Annotated in this window: 15 protein-coding genes and 1 pseudogene; 5 read left to right on the top strand and 11 right to left on the bottom strand. The window is 41.5% G+C overall.

What is annotated here, in order from left to right:
* Positions 1 to 53: 53 nt before the first annotated feature.
* The 3 genes from KQI39_RS07050 to KQI39_RS07060 form a co-directional block, all read right to left on the bottom strand.
* Positions 54 to 656 carry an HDOD domain-containing protein gene (locus KQI39_RS07050; protein WP_216417606.1) on the bottom strand — a complete coding sequence of 201 codons (603 nt, stop codon included), beginning with the start codon at positions 654 to 656 and terminating at the stop codon, positions 54 to 56.
* A gap of 88 nt (positions 657 to 744) precedes the next feature.
* The gene (locus tag KQI39_RS07055) at positions 745 to 1,656 is read right to left on the bottom strand and encodes a helix-turn-helix transcriptional regulator (RefSeq protein ID WP_216417460.1); all 912 of its coding nucleotides are present in this window, start codon (positions 1,654 to 1,656) and stop codon (positions 745 to 747) included.
* Positions 1,657 to 1,842: 186 nt separating this feature from the next.
* Positions 1,843 to 2,949 (bottom strand): RNA-guided endonuclease TnpB family protein, encoded by a 1,107-nt coding sequence (locus tag KQI39_RS07060; protein WP_330653974.1) that lies wholly within the window; start codon positions 2,947 to 2,949, stop codon positions 1,843 to 1,845.
* A 569-nt stretch (positions 2,950 to 3,518) separates the two neighbouring features.
* Here KQI39_RS07060 and KQI39_RS07065 point away from each other — a divergent pair.
* From KQI39_RS07065 to KQI39_RS17870, 4 genes and pseudogenes are all read left to right on the top strand, one after another.
* Entirely contained in the window at positions 3,519 to 3,866 is a 348-nt protein-coding gene (locus KQI39_RS07065) for a TnpV protein (RefSeq protein WP_216417610.1), read from the top strand.
* A 233-nt stretch (positions 3,867 to 4,099) separates the two neighbouring features.
* On the top strand, positions 4,100 to 4,720 hold the full coding sequence (locus KQI39_RS07070; RefSeq protein ID WP_216417462.1) for a cell filamentation protein Fic: 621 nt from the start codon (positions 4,100 to 4,102) through the stop codon (positions 4,718 to 4,720).
* 79 nt (positions 4,721 to 4,799) lie between these two features.
* A complete protein-coding gene (locus KQI39_RS07075) occupies positions 4,800 to 5,114 on the top strand; it encodes a helix-turn-helix domain-containing protein (RefSeq protein WP_019162573.1) in 315 nt (104 codons plus the stop codon).
* 27 nt (positions 5,115 to 5,141) lie between these two features.
* Positions 5,142 to 6,743 (top strand): annotated as a pseudogene (locus KQI39_RS17870) (amino acid ABC transporter ATP-binding/permease protein).
* Positions 6,744 to 6,760: 17 nt separating this feature from the next.
* On the opposite strand, the gene KQI39_RS07085 reads toward KQI39_RS17870, so the two are convergent.
* Genes KQI39_RS07085 through KQI39_RS07100 form a run of 4 tightly spaced genes read right to left on the bottom strand, consistent with a single transcriptional unit; the run spans position 6,761 to position 10,061 of the window.
* On the bottom strand, positions 6,761 to 7,270 hold the full coding sequence (locus KQI39_RS07085) for a nucleoside-triphosphatase (RefSeq protein ID WP_253293102.1): 510 nt from the start codon (positions 7,268 to 7,270) through the stop codon (positions 6,761 to 6,763).
* Positions 7,271 to 7,304: 34 nt separating this feature from the next.
* Positions 7,305 to 8,204: a class I SAM-dependent methyltransferase gene (locus tag KQI39_RS07090; RefSeq protein WP_216417464.1), complete on the bottom strand. Its 900-nt coding sequence runs from the start codon at positions 8,202 to 8,204 to the stop codon at positions 7,305 to 7,307.
* A 24-nt stretch (positions 8,205 to 8,228) separates the two neighbouring features.
* Positions 8,229 to 9,014, bottom strand: a complete 786-nt coding sequence (locus tag KQI39_RS07095; protein ID WP_216417466.1) for an ABC transporter ATP-binding protein — start codon at positions 9,012 to 9,014, stop codon at positions 8,229 to 8,231.
* A 3-nt stretch (positions 9,015 to 9,017) separates the two neighbouring features.
* The gene (locus KQI39_RS07100) at positions 9,018 to 10,061 is read right to left on the bottom strand and encodes a FecCD family ABC transporter permease (protein ID WP_216417468.1); all 1,044 of its coding nucleotides are present in this window, start codon (positions 10,059 to 10,061) and stop codon (positions 9,018 to 9,020) included.
* 170 nt (positions 10,062 to 10,231) lie between these two features.
* On the opposite strand from KQI39_RS07100, the gene KQI39_RS07105 reads away from it, so the two are divergent.
* Positions 10,232 to 11,359, top strand: coding sequence for an ABC transporter substrate-binding protein (locus KQI39_RS07105; protein WP_216417470.1), 1,128 nt, complete (start codon positions 10,232 to 10,234; stop codon positions 11,357 to 11,359).
* A 90-nt stretch (positions 11,360 to 11,449) separates the two neighbouring features.
* Here the strand turns inward: KQI39_RS07105 and KQI39_RS07110 are convergent, their stop codons facing one another.
* From KQI39_RS07110 to KQI39_RS07125, 4 genes are read right to left on the bottom strand one after another with little or no spacing between them, the layout of a single operon-like run.
* A complete protein-coding gene (locus tag KQI39_RS07110) occupies positions 11,450 to 12,310 on the bottom strand; it encodes a TylF/MycF/NovP-related O-methyltransferase (RefSeq protein WP_216417472.1) in 861 nt (286 codons plus the stop codon).
* The gene (locus tag KQI39_RS07115) at positions 12,307 to 13,332 is read right to left on the bottom strand and encodes an XdhC family protein (protein WP_216417474.1); all 1,026 of its coding nucleotides are present in this window, start codon (positions 13,330 to 13,332) and stop codon (positions 12,307 to 12,309) included. The genes KQI39_RS07110 and KQI39_RS07115 overlap by 4 nt, the downstream gene beginning before the upstream one ends.
* Positions 13,333 to 13,359: 27 nt before the next feature.
* Entirely contained in the window at positions 13,360 to 14,433 is a 1,074-nt protein-coding gene (locus KQI39_RS07120; RefSeq protein ID WP_216417476.1) for a histidine phosphatase family protein, read from the bottom strand.
* Positions 14,426 to 15,355 carry an NTP transferase domain-containing protein gene (locus KQI39_RS07125; RefSeq protein ID WP_216417479.1) on the bottom strand — a complete coding sequence of 310 codons (930 nt, stop codon included), beginning with the start codon at positions 15,353 to 15,355 and terminating at the stop codon, positions 14,426 to 14,428. The genes KQI39_RS07120 and KQI39_RS07125 overlap by 8 nt, the downstream gene beginning before the upstream one ends.
* Positions 15,356 to 15,432: the final 77 nt, after the last annotated feature.

Here is a 15,432-nt window from a genome sequence, read left to right on the forward strand (position 1 = left end):
CCTGTATGGATTCCCTACTGCAACACAATTAGGAGGGATAGGGTGGTATCCCCCTAACAAAAACTGTTTTCCACAATACCCGGAAGCAGAGAATAGATAGAACAGCCGATCTGATTTTCAAACTGTTCTTTGATCTCTAAAATCCTTTTCCACCTGTCTATTGTCGCCGTGTGAACACCGTACCGTATTGTCACATCTACAAATCTCTTTTCCAAAAGACAGAACCCCGTCGGCATAGCCAATGCGTCACATAACTGTACAAGACGGTCATAATCATCATATATCGCATTTGCAACAAATTCTTTCATAAACAGGTAATCCTCATCACTGACATCAAACACACCGATAGATGTGGCAATATCCTGAATCATAAATGCGTGGGAGATACATATCTGTGCAGCTTTTTCCCATCCGCGCTCCATACAGTACCGATAGCCGTCTATCAGATGCCTTTCCGAACTCACTCCGGCATAGCGTCCAATATCATGCAACAATCCGAAAATATATGCCTGTTCAGAAGATAAATCTTTACAATGTGATGCAATGTTTTTACAGGCTTCGGCTACAAACCGGGAATGATCTGCCCATGCTCCCGGATTGGATTCTGACGCTTCCCTTAATGCCAGTTCTGCATTCTGAATGTTCAGTTTTACCATCATGCACTCACCTCCTGTAAATTGCTAGTTTACTTTACAGGTATCATTATAATGCAAAAGATATAGGAAAAATATTTCTTTTCCGCCATTACCTATCACTATTCTGCCATTTTTTTCTGTATTCTGTAGGTGAACAATGTGCATATTCCCGAAAAACTTTTCCAAAATAACTGCTGCTCCCTAAACCACACTCATGACTGATAACAGTAACAGCTTCCTGCCCCTTTGCCAACATCTGACAGGCAACTTGTAAACGGTAAGTTGTTATATACTCGATGGGTGTCATGTGCAGACAGTCATGGAACACTCTATAACATTCCCTTTCGCTTAAATATGCTGCCGCAGCAAGTTTCGGAATAGATATTTTTTCTCTGTAATGTTCATGAATGTATATCATCATCAGCTTTATTTTATCGTTGCTTTTGTTATGTCCCACTTTCTTTTCACGCATAGAACGTGAAAGTTCAAAAAGCATGAGCCATATTTCCGTTAGGGCTTCCCGTAGTTTTATTTCATATCCAAATTCATCACTGGATAAACGAAATGAGGCAGTAAGCAGTTTCAAAATCCTTTCTTCTTCTGCATTGCCCGGAAAAAGCGGGATTACCTCAATCTGCGGTGCTGTTATGACAGGCGAAATATATTTTTGTTCAATCCTGCTTCCTTGTTCTCCGGCAAGTAAGGAAACGTCGAAAATATGAAGTAGCTGTATATTCTTTTCTTTTTGCGATATTGCTTTTGTCATATGAAGTACATTGGGATTTATCATGCCGCCGCTTCCAGCCGGAAACAATATTTTTCCTTCTGGCGTATCATATTCAATACTGCCGCTTTCCATATAAAAAAGTTCCACTGTCCTGTGCCAGTGCCACGGTACATAACACCCTATATATTTGTCAAGTTCTGCCCTCGAAGCGATATAGGGAAAATCTTTTTCAAAACCGGGAAGCAATTCTTCCTTGCTTCCGGTATAAAATTCAATGCTATGGATATTTTTCATGTCTGTTCACCTGTACATCTGGGATTTTGTATCTGCTTTATGGGGTGACATGCTCCCACCACTTAAATCTCTGATTTTGAAGTGGGGGCTTCTTGCTCAATGGCTCTACTGAGCCAAGTATCTACAAGCTATCCTCGCGTGCCCCGCGATTTTTATTAGTCCGGTTACGGACTTTCTATTGTGCTGTCATGCACATTCTGCCAGGATTCTTCTTCCCTCTTTCATGACGTTAACTGCTGCATTTACATCTCGATCCATTCTGTTTCCACATTCACAGCAATAAATCCTATCAGATAAAGTCAATTCTTCTTTTTTCTTTCCACATACACTGCAAATTTTACTGGATGCATAATAACGATCTACTTTTATCAGATATTTTCCTCGTTCCTCCAGTTTATATTTCAGCATAGACAGAAACAGGCCATATCCATTATCATGTACGCCTTTTCCAAAATGAAGTCCTCCTGCCATCCCTTTCAGATTCAAGTCTTCCACGCATACTGCATCGTAGTTCTCGGCAAGACTGGTACTGAGTTTATGCTGAAAGTCTTTTCTCTGATTTCGGATCTTTTCATGGCACAGTGCAACTCTTTTCTTCTGCTTCTTATAATTCTGACTGCCTTTCTGACATCTGGACAGCTTTCTCTGTTCCTGTGCAAGCTTTTTCTCTGTATTTCGATAGAACATCGGGTATTCAGCTCTTTTACCGGTAGAAAACACACACATTCCATGCATCGCAAAATCGATCCCGATATATTTTTCTGCCGGCTTTTTTTCTGCTGTTTGGTTCTCACTGCAAAATAAAAGACTGGCAAAATATTTTCCAGATGGCTCCCTGCTGACTGTCACTGATTTCAGTTTCCATTTTTCTGATATTGGACGGTGAAGCTTTATTCTGACAGTCGTCATCTTAGGTAGTTTCAAATATTTTCCTTCCAGAAAGATATTTCCATTCACTACATTTGTTGTATAAGATTTTCTTGATGACTTCTTTGATTTGAAACGCGGAAATCCTGCAGATGGTTCGCGAAAAAACTTACGGAATGCACTTTCCAGATACATCTGTACATTTGCTAACGCCAATGAATCCACCTCTTTCAGCCAGGGATATTCTTTCTTGTAACTGGCTGGTGTGTTCCTTAACATCTTCTTTTCTTTTTTATAATGTTCTATTTTATCCGCTAGCATACAGTTATAGATAAATCGGCTGCACCCGATTGTTTTTTCTATTTGCACACGTTGTTCTGCATTTGGATAGATTCGTATTTTTACTGCCCGGTTTATTTTTCTCACCTAATTTCCACATATAAGTAAATGAATTTAATCATCGTTTTTCGAACAATATGTTCTTCTTATATTATAATACAATTCAACTGTCAGAACAAGTGTTTCTTTTTTGGGTTACATAAATCTTTTGGGAGTATTTATGAGTATTTATGGGTTATTTATGCTCAAATCTACAATTCATCTCACTACCTGAAGAGGTAGGAGAATTCTTGTTACATTTTGTTAAATATACGGGAATAGCTCGGTAATTGTCAATCAATCAAACATTAACAATTCACAAAATCTGGTTGGAAAAAAAAGGGCACAAAATCTTTCACAAAATAATTAGCACTCACCTCTTGATAATGGAAGTCGATTTTTGTCCTGCCTTGTGTATCCCGGAAGTGCCTGTTTTACAGGCTTTCCGTGGCATTAGTCATTTTGTCTGGTATTGTAAAGCAGTGTCAGATTTGTCGTAAATGTCGTAAATTTGTGGTCAAAAAATGATGAGAAATGGAGAGTGCTAATAAAATGAACGCAGGTAGCGAAGCAACTGCGTTCATGAGCAAGTAGCGAAAGCGGATTGCGAATGTCCTATTTATATAACGTATACAAATGTAAATGGATATCTGCTCCATCTGCTCACCTATAAATCCGGTGAGCAGATGGAGCAACTTGGCAAGTATGGTTTTCTTCGCAGAGATTATCTGAAAAACTATCGAAATTCAACCTATCAGGTGATGCTTTTACAGGATACCATTGGAGAGCATCTTCTGGAAGTGGACAAGGCAGCCAGAGAACGGGAAGAGGTAATACTGAAACAGTTAGAAGAAAAAGAACCACTGCCGGATAAAGAAGCAGATCAAATGGCATGGGTAAGAGCAGCCAATCAATACAGAGCGATTGCGGAAGAGATTATTTTCAAGGAATTGATTTATGTTTAAATGAAGGTGATAAGGTCGTGGATTGCGACCTCATTATTGTATGAAAAATAGCAGTAGGCAGAATGAGAAAAATAGGGTAAAATGGGAACATGGATTTTGGGAACTCATAAGAAATGATTGTGCGGTAAAGTAACTTGAAATGCCAATTTGGCACCTCAAATGGCAGTGGAACAGAAAATGGTTATGGTGGCAGACGTACATTACCGTATGTATTTACAGAGCAGGGAATATCCATGCTTGCAAGTGTATTGCATAGCGAGGTGGCAATTAATGTAAGTATAGGTATTATGCGTGCATTTGTAGAAATGCGACGGTTTATAGCCAACAATGCACTTTTGTTTGAAAGGATTAGTAACGTTGAGCTAAAACAACTGGAATATCAGAAAAAGACAGATGAAAAGCTGGAGCAGATTTTTGAGTACATATCAGATCATGAGGAGTCTAATCAAAAGATATTTTTTGATGGTCAGATATATGATGCATTCAGCTTATTGATAGGACTGATTCAGAAAGCAGAAATGGAAATTGTTCTGGTAGATGGCTATGTGGATGTAGGAACATTAAATATGTTGTCCAAAAAGAAAGAAAATGTGGCGGTGACAGTTTATACACAGCAACGGACAAAATTATCTCAAACAGATGTAGATAACTTTAATGCACAGTATCCTAAACTGGATGTGAAGTACACAAGAGCATTTCATGATCGTTTTTTAATTCTTGATAAAACGAAAGCATATCATGTGGGTGCGTCTTTGAAGGATGTAGGTAAAAAATGTTTTGGAATTAATCTGATTGAAGATGCAGGTATTGTAAGAGATATTTTACAGAGATTGGAATTGGAAATAGAAGAATAGAAAAGTAAGTTATGCAGAAAGGCGTGAGTCATAAGAATATGGCTTGCGTCTTTTTCTGTCTGGAAAGGAAGTGAGGAGCATGGCACAGATTTTTCGTGTAGAGAGAACTAAGAATTTTACGGTAATGAGTAATCACCATTTCAAGAATAAGAATCTGACATTGAAAGCGAAAGGTCTATTATCGCTGATGTTAAGTTTGCCAGATGACTGGAATTACAATATGCAAGGACTGGCAACATTGAGCAGAGATGGGATTGATTCTGTTCGTTCTGCAATTAAGGAATTAGAGCATCATGGATATGTGGAACGTCATAGATTGCGTAATGAGTATGGCTTTTATGGCGATACCGAATATATTATCCGGGAAGTTCCATTAGGAGAAGAAAATGATTAAGTGGAGAAGAGAAGTGCCTAAGGGTGGATACTTACTCTTGTAAAACCACTTACAGGAACGATGATTCTGGCGGTTACTATGGGCGTTCTGGGACATTTATGTGCGATATTTATCCCTGTTCTTGGTGGGATGGCTATCACAGGAAGTTCTGTAAAGACAATATGTATTATTCTTCCGATCATTGCTGTTCTCAGGGGGATTTTTCATCTTCTGGAGCAGAATCGAAATCATTATCTTGCCTTCAAATTGCTGGCACTGATTCGTGGCAAAGTGTTTGGAGCACTCAGAAAACTGGCACCGGCGAAGCTGGAAGGAAGAGACAAAGGAAATCTTATTGCCATTCTGACGGCAGATATTGAACTTCTGGAAGTGTTTTATGCTCATACGATCAGTCCAATATTTATTGCAATTTTTGTATCCATTATTATGACAGCTTTTATTGGAAGCTTTCATCCTGCACTGGGAGCTCTGGCTCTTACTGCTTATATGGTGGTAGGAATCGTGGTGCCTGTTGTAGCATCAAAGATGAGCAAAAAATATGGCGAAGGTTTCAGGGAAGAGTTTGGAAATCTGGATGCCTTTGTTCTGGACAGTTTAAGAGGCGTGAAGGAGAGCATTCAGTATGGGACTGGTGAAAAACGTCTGAAGGAGATCTGAGAATATTCTGATTCTCTTTCTGAAAAGGAGAAAAAGCTCAAAGGTGCCGGAGGAACAAGTGTAGCCGTGACAAGCGGTATAATGCTTGTATTTGATGTACTCATGGTACTGATTGCGGCAATGCTTCTGGACAAAGGGGTGATTGACGGAAGAAGTGCAGTGGTATCGGTGATAGCACTTATGAGCAGTTTCGGTCCGGTAATTGCACTGGCAAACCTTGGAACAGGCCTTCAGAACACGATTGCAGCAGGGAACAGAGTGCTTGATATTCTGGATGAGGAACCGGTGATCTGTGAAGTGAAAAATAAGAAAGACATTGTATTTAACGGAGCAGATTGTGAAGATGTTCAGTTCTCCTATGATAATGAATGTATCTTAAAAGACTTCTCCATGGATATCCCGAAAAAGGGAATCGTTGGAATTATTGGTAAAAGCGGAAGTGGAAAATCAACACTCTTAAAGCTTCTGATGAGATTCTGGGATGTGAATGAAGGAGTGGTATCCATATCGGGAGAAGATATAAAGAATATCAATACATCATCTCTCAGAAATAATGAAAGCTTTGTGACACAGGATACTGTTCTTTTTCATGACAGTATCCGAAAAAATCTGCTGATCGCAAATCCAGATGCAACGAATGAGCAGATTGTGGAAGCATGTAAGCGAGCTTCCATCCATGATTTCATAGAATCGCTGCCGGAAGGATATGAGACAAACATAGGAGAACTTGGTGAGACATTATCAGGAGGAGAACGGCAGCGTCTTGGTGTAGCCAGAGCATTTCTGCATGATGCGCCGCTCATTCTGCTCGATGAACCGACCAGTAATCTGGACAGTTTAAATGAAACCGTTATTCTGAAAGCTCTGAAAGAGTTCTGTAAAGAAAAAACAGTACTGCTGGTAAGTCACAGAAAATCAACGATGTGTATCACGGACAGAGTGATTTCTGTCGAAAACGGAAGAATGAGCTGAAGGCTCAAATGTTATCATCAAAAACCAGACAGAATATGCTCACATAAAGAGGGATCATTTCGGGTGCCTTCGGAAAGTGTGATTATCTCTACATTCGGATGATTTACTATTTCAGGCCAGCAGGCTTCGGCAGGTTCCTGTAAGACACCAAGAACAGGAATCTGTCCATCCAGAATACGTAAGATTTCCTGGCGGAATAAAGCGGCTTTTGCCTCATGTGGACCAAGCTCATCCATAATAAGCAGGGAACAGTCAGAACACATGGAAAGAATCCTGCAACCAAGACAATTGAAAGTATCTGTAGTATACTCATTGGCTTTTCCGCACACAAACAGAAGATTCTGTTCATTTGGATTTCTGGGTTCTTTCAGGTGATACATATGGACAGAATACTGATCTCCCAGATATTCTTTTGTCCGTACGGTCAGAAACCCGTCTGCAGTTCCCTGATAACTTTTTAATACTTTTTGAATCAATGTAGATTTACCAATCTGTTTTTTTCCGGTTAAAAATATATGTCGAGCCATATTAGAATTCCTTTTTATTTTGTAGTAATACCGATTATTTTGCCGTGATGTCATTTATGACAGTTCTGTAATCAGGTCGAACTGTTTTGTTTCTAATATCCCAGAGAATTCTTCCATAAGCGGAATGTGTGACTTCTTTGATTTGTCCATCTTCATTTAAATGGGCATGAACCCATTCGGTGATCTTATGTACATTCTCCAGTGTGTGTTCTTCAGATGGAAGCATGTGTTCCGTAAGAAAGTCAATGTATTGCTCGTCCGGAGTTACCCAGGTTTCGCGGTGAGATTTTTCATAGCTTGTTTCCGGATCATAGCCAAGTAAAAATAATATATTAAAAAGAGAGAAAAACCATCGGCCATTCCACTGAGGCGTTAATTGTCTGCCAAATACATCCTGCATAATCTGCTCACGGAGTAGGTTCCGTCTTTCGAGATGTGTAATATTGCAGCACCATGCCCGGCTCATTTCAATGGACTTCATCAGTCCGTTCATACCGTGGAGTGCGGGGGTCATTGAACTGAATACCAGATCAAAGGCATGTTTATAACCTGCTTTTTCGATATCTAATTTTTGAAAATCACATACATAAAGACAGGCATTACTTAATCCTTCTTTTTGAATATGTTCCATTCCGTGTGAGATCATTTTGTCGGAAATATCAAGTCCGATTACTTTATGTACGTGCCTGGCAAAGGCAGCAGCAAAACGGCCGGGTCCGCATCCGATATCTGCTACATCATAATTTTTGTCAAGAAGTCCCTTTTGTTTGAGGTAATTCACCGCACTGACAATACGTTCGTCTCCTTTTTGATTCTTTTTGCGTGCATTTTCCCAAAATTCTGCACGTCTGTTCCACATTTCTACCGACTGCTCATTTATATCTGCAGACTGAGATTCCTGCAGAGAAATAAAGTAATCCATAATAGAATTCATTTATGATCCTCCCTGAAAATGGTTTTATGAGTTATTTACAGGTAAACAGATGGTCCGTTCACATCCATAACGGTCATGTGCTGTTATAACATCCATTTCAATATCATATACTGATTGCAGCGTTTCAGACGTAATGGCCTCCTTAGGAGTGCCGAATCCAACAACTTTTCCTGTTTTCATGAGGAGAACCTTAGTGCCGACAGAAAAAGGATGTTCAGGGCTGTGTGTCGACATAATAATGCAGTATCCCTGACGGGCAAGTCCTGAAATTACATTCATGAGAAGCTGATGATTTGCATAATCCAGATTTGCTGCCGGTTCATCCATGATAAAGATTTTTGCAGACTGACAGATGGCACGGGCAATTAAAACCAATTGTCGTTGTCCGCCACTTAAAGATGTATATTTCTTGTTGGCAAGATGCAGTGCATTTACTTTTTTCAATGCAGCAAAAGCAGCTTCCCGGTCCGGTTCTTTTGGGGTTTCAAAAGCCGAAAAATGGGAAGCGCGTCCCATAATTACGACATCAAGAACGGTATAGGCAAATACGGGGGAATGGTATTGAGGAATATAGGCGATCATATTTGCCAGCGCCCTGGTTGTAAAGTCATGAATGTTTTTTCCGTCAATGACTATTTTTCCATCAGTAACAGGAAGGGTTCCCAGTATCATGCGGAAGAGAGTTGTTTTTCCGCAGCCATTAGGGCCAAGCAGGCAAAGTACATCACCATAATCGGCATTGCAGCTGATACCTTTTAAAACATCTCCATTGCCGTAACCGCCAAAAACATTTTCTATTCTCAGAAGCATAAACTATGCACGCTCCCTTCGTTTGATAATAAGATAGATAAAAAATGGAGCACCCATGATGCTTGTAACAACACCAAGTGGAAGTTCCATGGACAAAATGGAGCGGGCAATGTCATCAACCAGTATCAGATATCCGCCGCCAAGCATAGCACTTGCAGGTATCAGCCGGTTATAATCCACACCTACCAGTGCACGTGCCAGATGTGGAATCATTAATCCCACCCATCCGATCAGGCCGCCAAGGCAGACAGCTGCAGCACTGAGCAGGGTTGAAGCAATGATAAAGATCAGACGATATTTACGAATATTTATTCCCAGGCTTCTGGCTTCTTCTTCATCTAAAGTGAGCAGATTGATCTGCCAGCGAAAAATAAAGATCATACTAAGTCCGATGATCATTGGAATGACACTCCATACAAAAGAATTCATAGTAGTCTTGGTCAGACTTCCCATGAGCCAGAATGTAATCTGTTGAAGAACGTCATTGGGATCTGCAATGTATTTGATCATGGTTACGCCTGCATTGCAGAGTGACATGATCATAGTTCCTGTCAGTACAAGACTGAGCGTGTGAGAATGTGCAGACTTTCGGCTGATGAGGTAGGATGCGGCAACTGCAATCACACCACCTGCAAAAGCAGAAAGCTGAATCACCCAGTTTGAAGCTCCGCTTAAAATAGCAAAAGCAGCACCAAGACTGGCACCGGATGAAACACCAAGGATATCCGGAGATACCAGTGGATTGCGAAACATTCCCTGATAAGTGGAACCTGCTACTGAAAGGGAAGCTCCAATAAATAAAGCGGAGAGGATACGTGGCAGACGGATATTCCAGAATATGGTAGTTGCCTGCGGCAAAATATCTCCCTTATAACCAAATTTTGATAAAAATGCTTTCAGTACCTGAGAGGGTGTAAGCGGATAATATCCTACCCCAAAAGAAAGTATTATAATTATAAATAAAATTACCAGCATAACTGTCAGTAAAAGACGATGACGTTTTCGCTGGGCGGTATTTATTTCTTCTACGTTATCTGTCAGATTCATGCTCCTCACCTTGTGTAACTTGACTAACTGAATTTATAGTGCTATACTCAGACAAAAGCGAATTATTTTTAAAAACTATTCGCATATATATTATAATGCGAATAAGTTGTATAGTCAATTTAATAAACGTCAAATCTGACTGAATATGGAGAAAAGAAGGGAGAGAATTTATGAACAAAAAGCACAGACATCTTTTGGCGTTGATGTTATGCTTCGTGATGACAGTCAGCCTTTTTGCAGGTTATTCGGAAACAAAAGCGGCTTCGGAAGAGACAACACAGAGTGAGGAGCAGACTGAAACACAGGAAACCGGGGAAACACGTGAGATCACAGATATGGCCGGAAGAAAGGTTACTGTCCCGGCAGCAGAAGATATAGAATCTGTTTTCTCGACAGGGCCGGTTGCTGCAATTTTTATGTATATGGTTGCACCTGATAAACTTCTGGGATGGAATTATGAATTAAATGACGTTGAGAAGTCAATTATCCTGGAAAAATATCATGATCTTCCGAATTTTGGAATGGGAGATGCAATCAGTTATGAAGCTGTAATTGCCGCTAATCCTACAATTGCACTTAATTGTGGCAAAATCAATGATGCAATGGTTTCTGACTGTGATGCGTTATCGGAAAGCCTGGGAATCCCGGTTATCGCAGTGGATAACGAGCTTAATAACTCGGCAGAGGCGTTTCGCTTTATGGGTGAACTTCTTGGCGTAGAGGATCATGCAGAGGAGCTCGCTGAATATTCAGAAAAGATATTTACAGATATTGCTGCACTTGCGGATATTCCGGAAGACGAGAAAGTCAGTGTATATTTTGGCAATGGAGAGGATTCTCTGGAAACTGCACCTAGAGGATCTCAGCATGCTCAGATTCTTGATGCGGTTAATGTAACCAATGTTGCAGATCTGGAGCTTGGAGACGGATCTCGCGTTCAGATTTCGGCTGAACAGCTTCTTGCGTGGGATCCGGATGTGATCGTTGTAAATGGTGAACCGAAAGCAGACAAAAGCGGAAACTCCGCAGCAGAAGATATTCTGAACAATCCAGACTACGCTTCGTTAAAAGCGGTACAGGATAACAAGGTTTATGGAACTCCAAATGCACCGTTCAGCTGGGTGGATCGTCCGGCCGGACCAAATCGTCTGATAGGTATGCGTTGGCTCTCCGCAGTAGTTTATCCAGAATATATCAAATGCGATGTAAATGAAGAAATACGTGAGTTTTTTAATCTTTTCTATCATGTTGATCTATCTGATGAACAGTTGGAAAATGTTCTTAAAGGAACTTTATAAATGTCAGGCAGAGACGTGGAATAGGACTATACAATGAGATAAAAATCTCCGGTTCAGAGTGAACCGGAGATTTTTGCGTATTAAGAAGAGTCATATCTTCCGAAGTATTGCACTTCCATGCAGATCACATACAGGATCTGCGAAGAGATGGTTTTTCTGACAGAATTCATCAACAGCTTTTTTGCAGCCGGAGAACTGTGTGCTGTACACATCATGGATCAGGAGAACTCCGCCTGTAGAAAGGCGTTCATAAAACAGTGGGAGTGCAGCGGCAGTCGGAGCGTAGAGATCAGCATCCAGAGATACGAAACAGAAAGCTGCATCTGTGACATCGGCAAAAGTATCCGGAAACCATCCTTTATGGATCACAGTCCGTGCAGGATCAGGCATAATGCGAAGAACAGAGTCAACATCGGTAGAAGAAAAATCACCTGTTCTGGCACGGGACAGATTACAGGAGGTCTCTATTGCCACATCTTTTTCTGAAAATCCCTCAAAAGTATCGAAAAGATGGATCTTGCGATCCGGAAAGGCAGCACTGATCAGGGAAGAAAATTCAGCCTGAAAAACACCGAGTTCGGCAACATCCCCCGGAATATTTAACTGATAGATCTGCTCTGATAAGAGACGCATAACAGCAGTCCGTGCATCGAACATGCGAAGGGCAGATGGATCACAAAATGGTCCGTGATAACCTAAGCTTTCCATCTGTTTTCTCATAGAGTTACGTCGTTCTTCATCTAATACACCCAGGATGATCAGATCCGGAAGAAGTGCAGCTGCATCATTTGGGGAACAGACAGGAACATGGACAATATGCTGTCCATGCTTCCGGGAGTCATTATCGGCAAAGCACAAAAGTTTGCAGGAACTGCCAAGTAGTCTTGCAGTCATCTGTCCAATCTGTCCGGCACCAAAGATTACAGTTCGATATGCAGGTTTTGTCATCATTTTTCGGCAGCCTTTCTGTCAGCGCGAACCTCTATCATCTGTCCTGTGATGGAGATTGCTATTTCGGCCGGTGTTTCTGCTTTAATCTCAAGTCCTACAGGAGAGGTAATCCGTTCCAGTTCTTGTTCGGTAACATCGTACTCTTCCACAAGCTTGCGGAAAACAGCAGCTTTTTTTGCACGGCTTCCGATAACCCCGATATAACATGCAGGTGTGGCAAGAAGCTGTGCCTGCACGATTGTGTCATAAGCATGTCCACGTGTCATGACGCAGCAGTAATCTGCATCTGAGACAGAGATACTCTGGTCCAGATGATTAAAATCACAAAGTATCGTTTCAACTGCATCCGGGAAAAGCGCAGGATCAATAAATTCCGGGCGGTCGTCCAGAACGACACAGCGAAAATCAACACTTGCCAGTATTGGTACAAGCTTTTGCGAAACATGTCCACCACCAAATACATAGACAGTTCCGGAAGTTCCAATCTGTTCAGAAAACAGATCATAATCATCAGCGCGATAACGGCATGGCTGTGCAGACAAGGACGATAATATGGATGAAGGAACAGCGGCATTTCCGATCAGGCCATAAGAAGGGCTGTAAAGACTCATGCCGGAAGTTGTCTGAAGATCACAGATCAGCCAAAAGTCCTTTCGTTCCTCGTATGATTTTTCGGCAGTTTCCGCAATTTCCATAACAACCGGGACATTATGATCCAGATACTGGAAGAATACGGTAACATCACCACCGCAGATCATACCAATATTCTCAACATCCTTACGGTTCAGTCGGAATTCATGTTCACAGGATTCCTTTTTTTCAAGAATATCCTGAGCCATAAGTTCTGCACGATATTCGACAGCACCGCCGCCGATGGTGCCTGCAATTCTGCCGTTTTTTCCGACCAGCATGCGGGATCCGGCACCTCGTGGAGTCGATCCTGATGATGCTGTGATGGAAGCAAGTACAAGGTCATTTCCCTCCAGAAACTGCTGTTTTATTGTCTGAAATAATGTTCTCATATAAAAAATCTCCTGTAATTTTGTATGTTAAAGTGTTGTATGACAGATTGATTGTATCATATCTTGTAGTGTAAGAGCTTGTTTTAATTGGCGTTCATGCGATTTCAGAGCTTCTGAACTTTTGCATTTATGCAGATTATCAGCAAATCTTTTTTCGATTGATACACGCTGCGTTTCTTCAATCAGTTTATCAGCCAGAAAAACAATAGCCACTTCATCCAGTTTCGTTTCTTTTAAACCATGGTGCTGTGAAATGATCTGGCTGATTTCGGGATAACCTAATTGTAAGAAAAGGTCACCGCCCGTTCTGGTGTGATGTTTCTGAAGCCTTGCAATATCATGCAGAAGTGCACCGGAGCGGATGAGTTTCTGATCAAAAAGATATCCATGAACTTTAAGTATGTCACATAAACGACAGGCCAGCTCCGTAACGGCATCGCTGTGAGCCTGTACATGCTGCGGGAGATCAACAGAATCCCGGAGCATCTGACATAATTCATCATTCAGATCAGGATGCGGCAATATGTAATGTGAATCAGATAAGGCAGCATTCCCCCTCGTATCTATTCTTAGATGATAATAAGAGCCGCATGGAAGCCGAAACTTCTGTCTCTCAGATATTTCCGGATGAAGCATCCATAAATAAGAAGAGATCACATCCGTATGAGCGACAATCGCAATATTACCGTCCGAAGAATGAAGAATCCTGGAAATTGCCTGTGAAAAGCGTGGACCGGATTCCAGAGGAGTTTCTGCTCCTGGAATCGGATATTCCGGATTTCTGCCACGTGCCTCATAAATCACCGGCCATTTTTGACGGATCTCATCAAAAGAAAGGCCATCCCACGATCCAAGATTTCGTTCTGACAGCTCGGAAACAGTCAGATGTGGAAGGGCAGGTGCTATATGTCTGGCTGTATCGACAGCTCTTGATAAAGGGCTGCAGTATATTGCAGAGATCTTATCGGACAGTGCTTCGTGCAAAAGAACTGCCTGCAAGTGTCCAAGCATGGATAAAGGCAGGTCAGTCTGTCCGATACAATAAGAATGCTCATCCGGATATTGTGGTTTTCCGTGTCGTATCAGATAAAGATCACGCATTAAAAAATCCTCTGAAACAATTTTCAAATATTTTTTCTGAACAGTTTCGTGTTTCTTCTGAAAAACGGGCATATCGTTCCAGAAATTCTTCACCGTATGGCGTCAGTTCACTGTGACTTCCGTTTACGCCGCCCTGGCTTCTGATGATCAGTGGTTCATGAAGCTGCGATTCCAATGTACGGATCAGGTTCCAGCTGGTGGAATAGGAAATATGCATATGTTCACAGGCATCGCGGACAGAGCCTGTTTCATGGATCAGCGTCAGAAGCGAATAAAGCTGTTCATCAAAGAATACTTTTTCACGTGCCAGCTGAATGTGGATTTCTGAACGGATCAGACTCTGGTTGTGTGCATGGAGAAGCTCGGCATAATCCTCTGGTGTGTCAGCATCGTGAATGATTCCGGGATCCTCCACATTCAGAAAATACATGGGTGTGCCGCAGTGTTCTACAGCACCCTCAAGGCCTGAACTGCCGTCATCTTTCAGGATGGAATCGATAAGTGAGGAACGGAGCAGGATCGGGTGGCCGGGCTTACCCTCACAGACCGGAGTTACAAGAGGATGGTCTGCAGAGAGCATTTGAGTGACAGTCCGGGCTGTAAACAGTGGAACGTCCACAGGGGTAAAGAGCACGGTATCAACCTTGTCTTTCAGATACTCCAGTCCGATCCGGACAGAATCAAACATATGAGTTGTTGCATAGTCTTCATTTCGAAGAAAGATTACATTATTGGAGGCAAGATGGCGCTCCAGTACATCTGCTTTATATCCTGTTACCACAACTACTTTAGAAATCCCGGCCTGCCGGAAATTATTGATCACTCGCTGGGCAATGGAAATGGATCCAAGCTGAAGCATGGGTTTAAAGTCTCCCATTCGTGACGATTTTCCGGCAGCAACGATCAAGGCACCTGTCTGCATGATAGTCACCTCCTTAAAGGCATTGTATAAAATTGATACTATTATATCATAAAAAAAAGAAAATTGTGTGAAAATAG

Source organism: Blautia sp. MSJ-36 (assembly GCF_018917985.1).
In the GTDB taxonomy this organism is placed as follows: Bacteria; Bacillota; Clostridia; order Lachnospirales; family Lachnospiraceae; genus Blautia_A.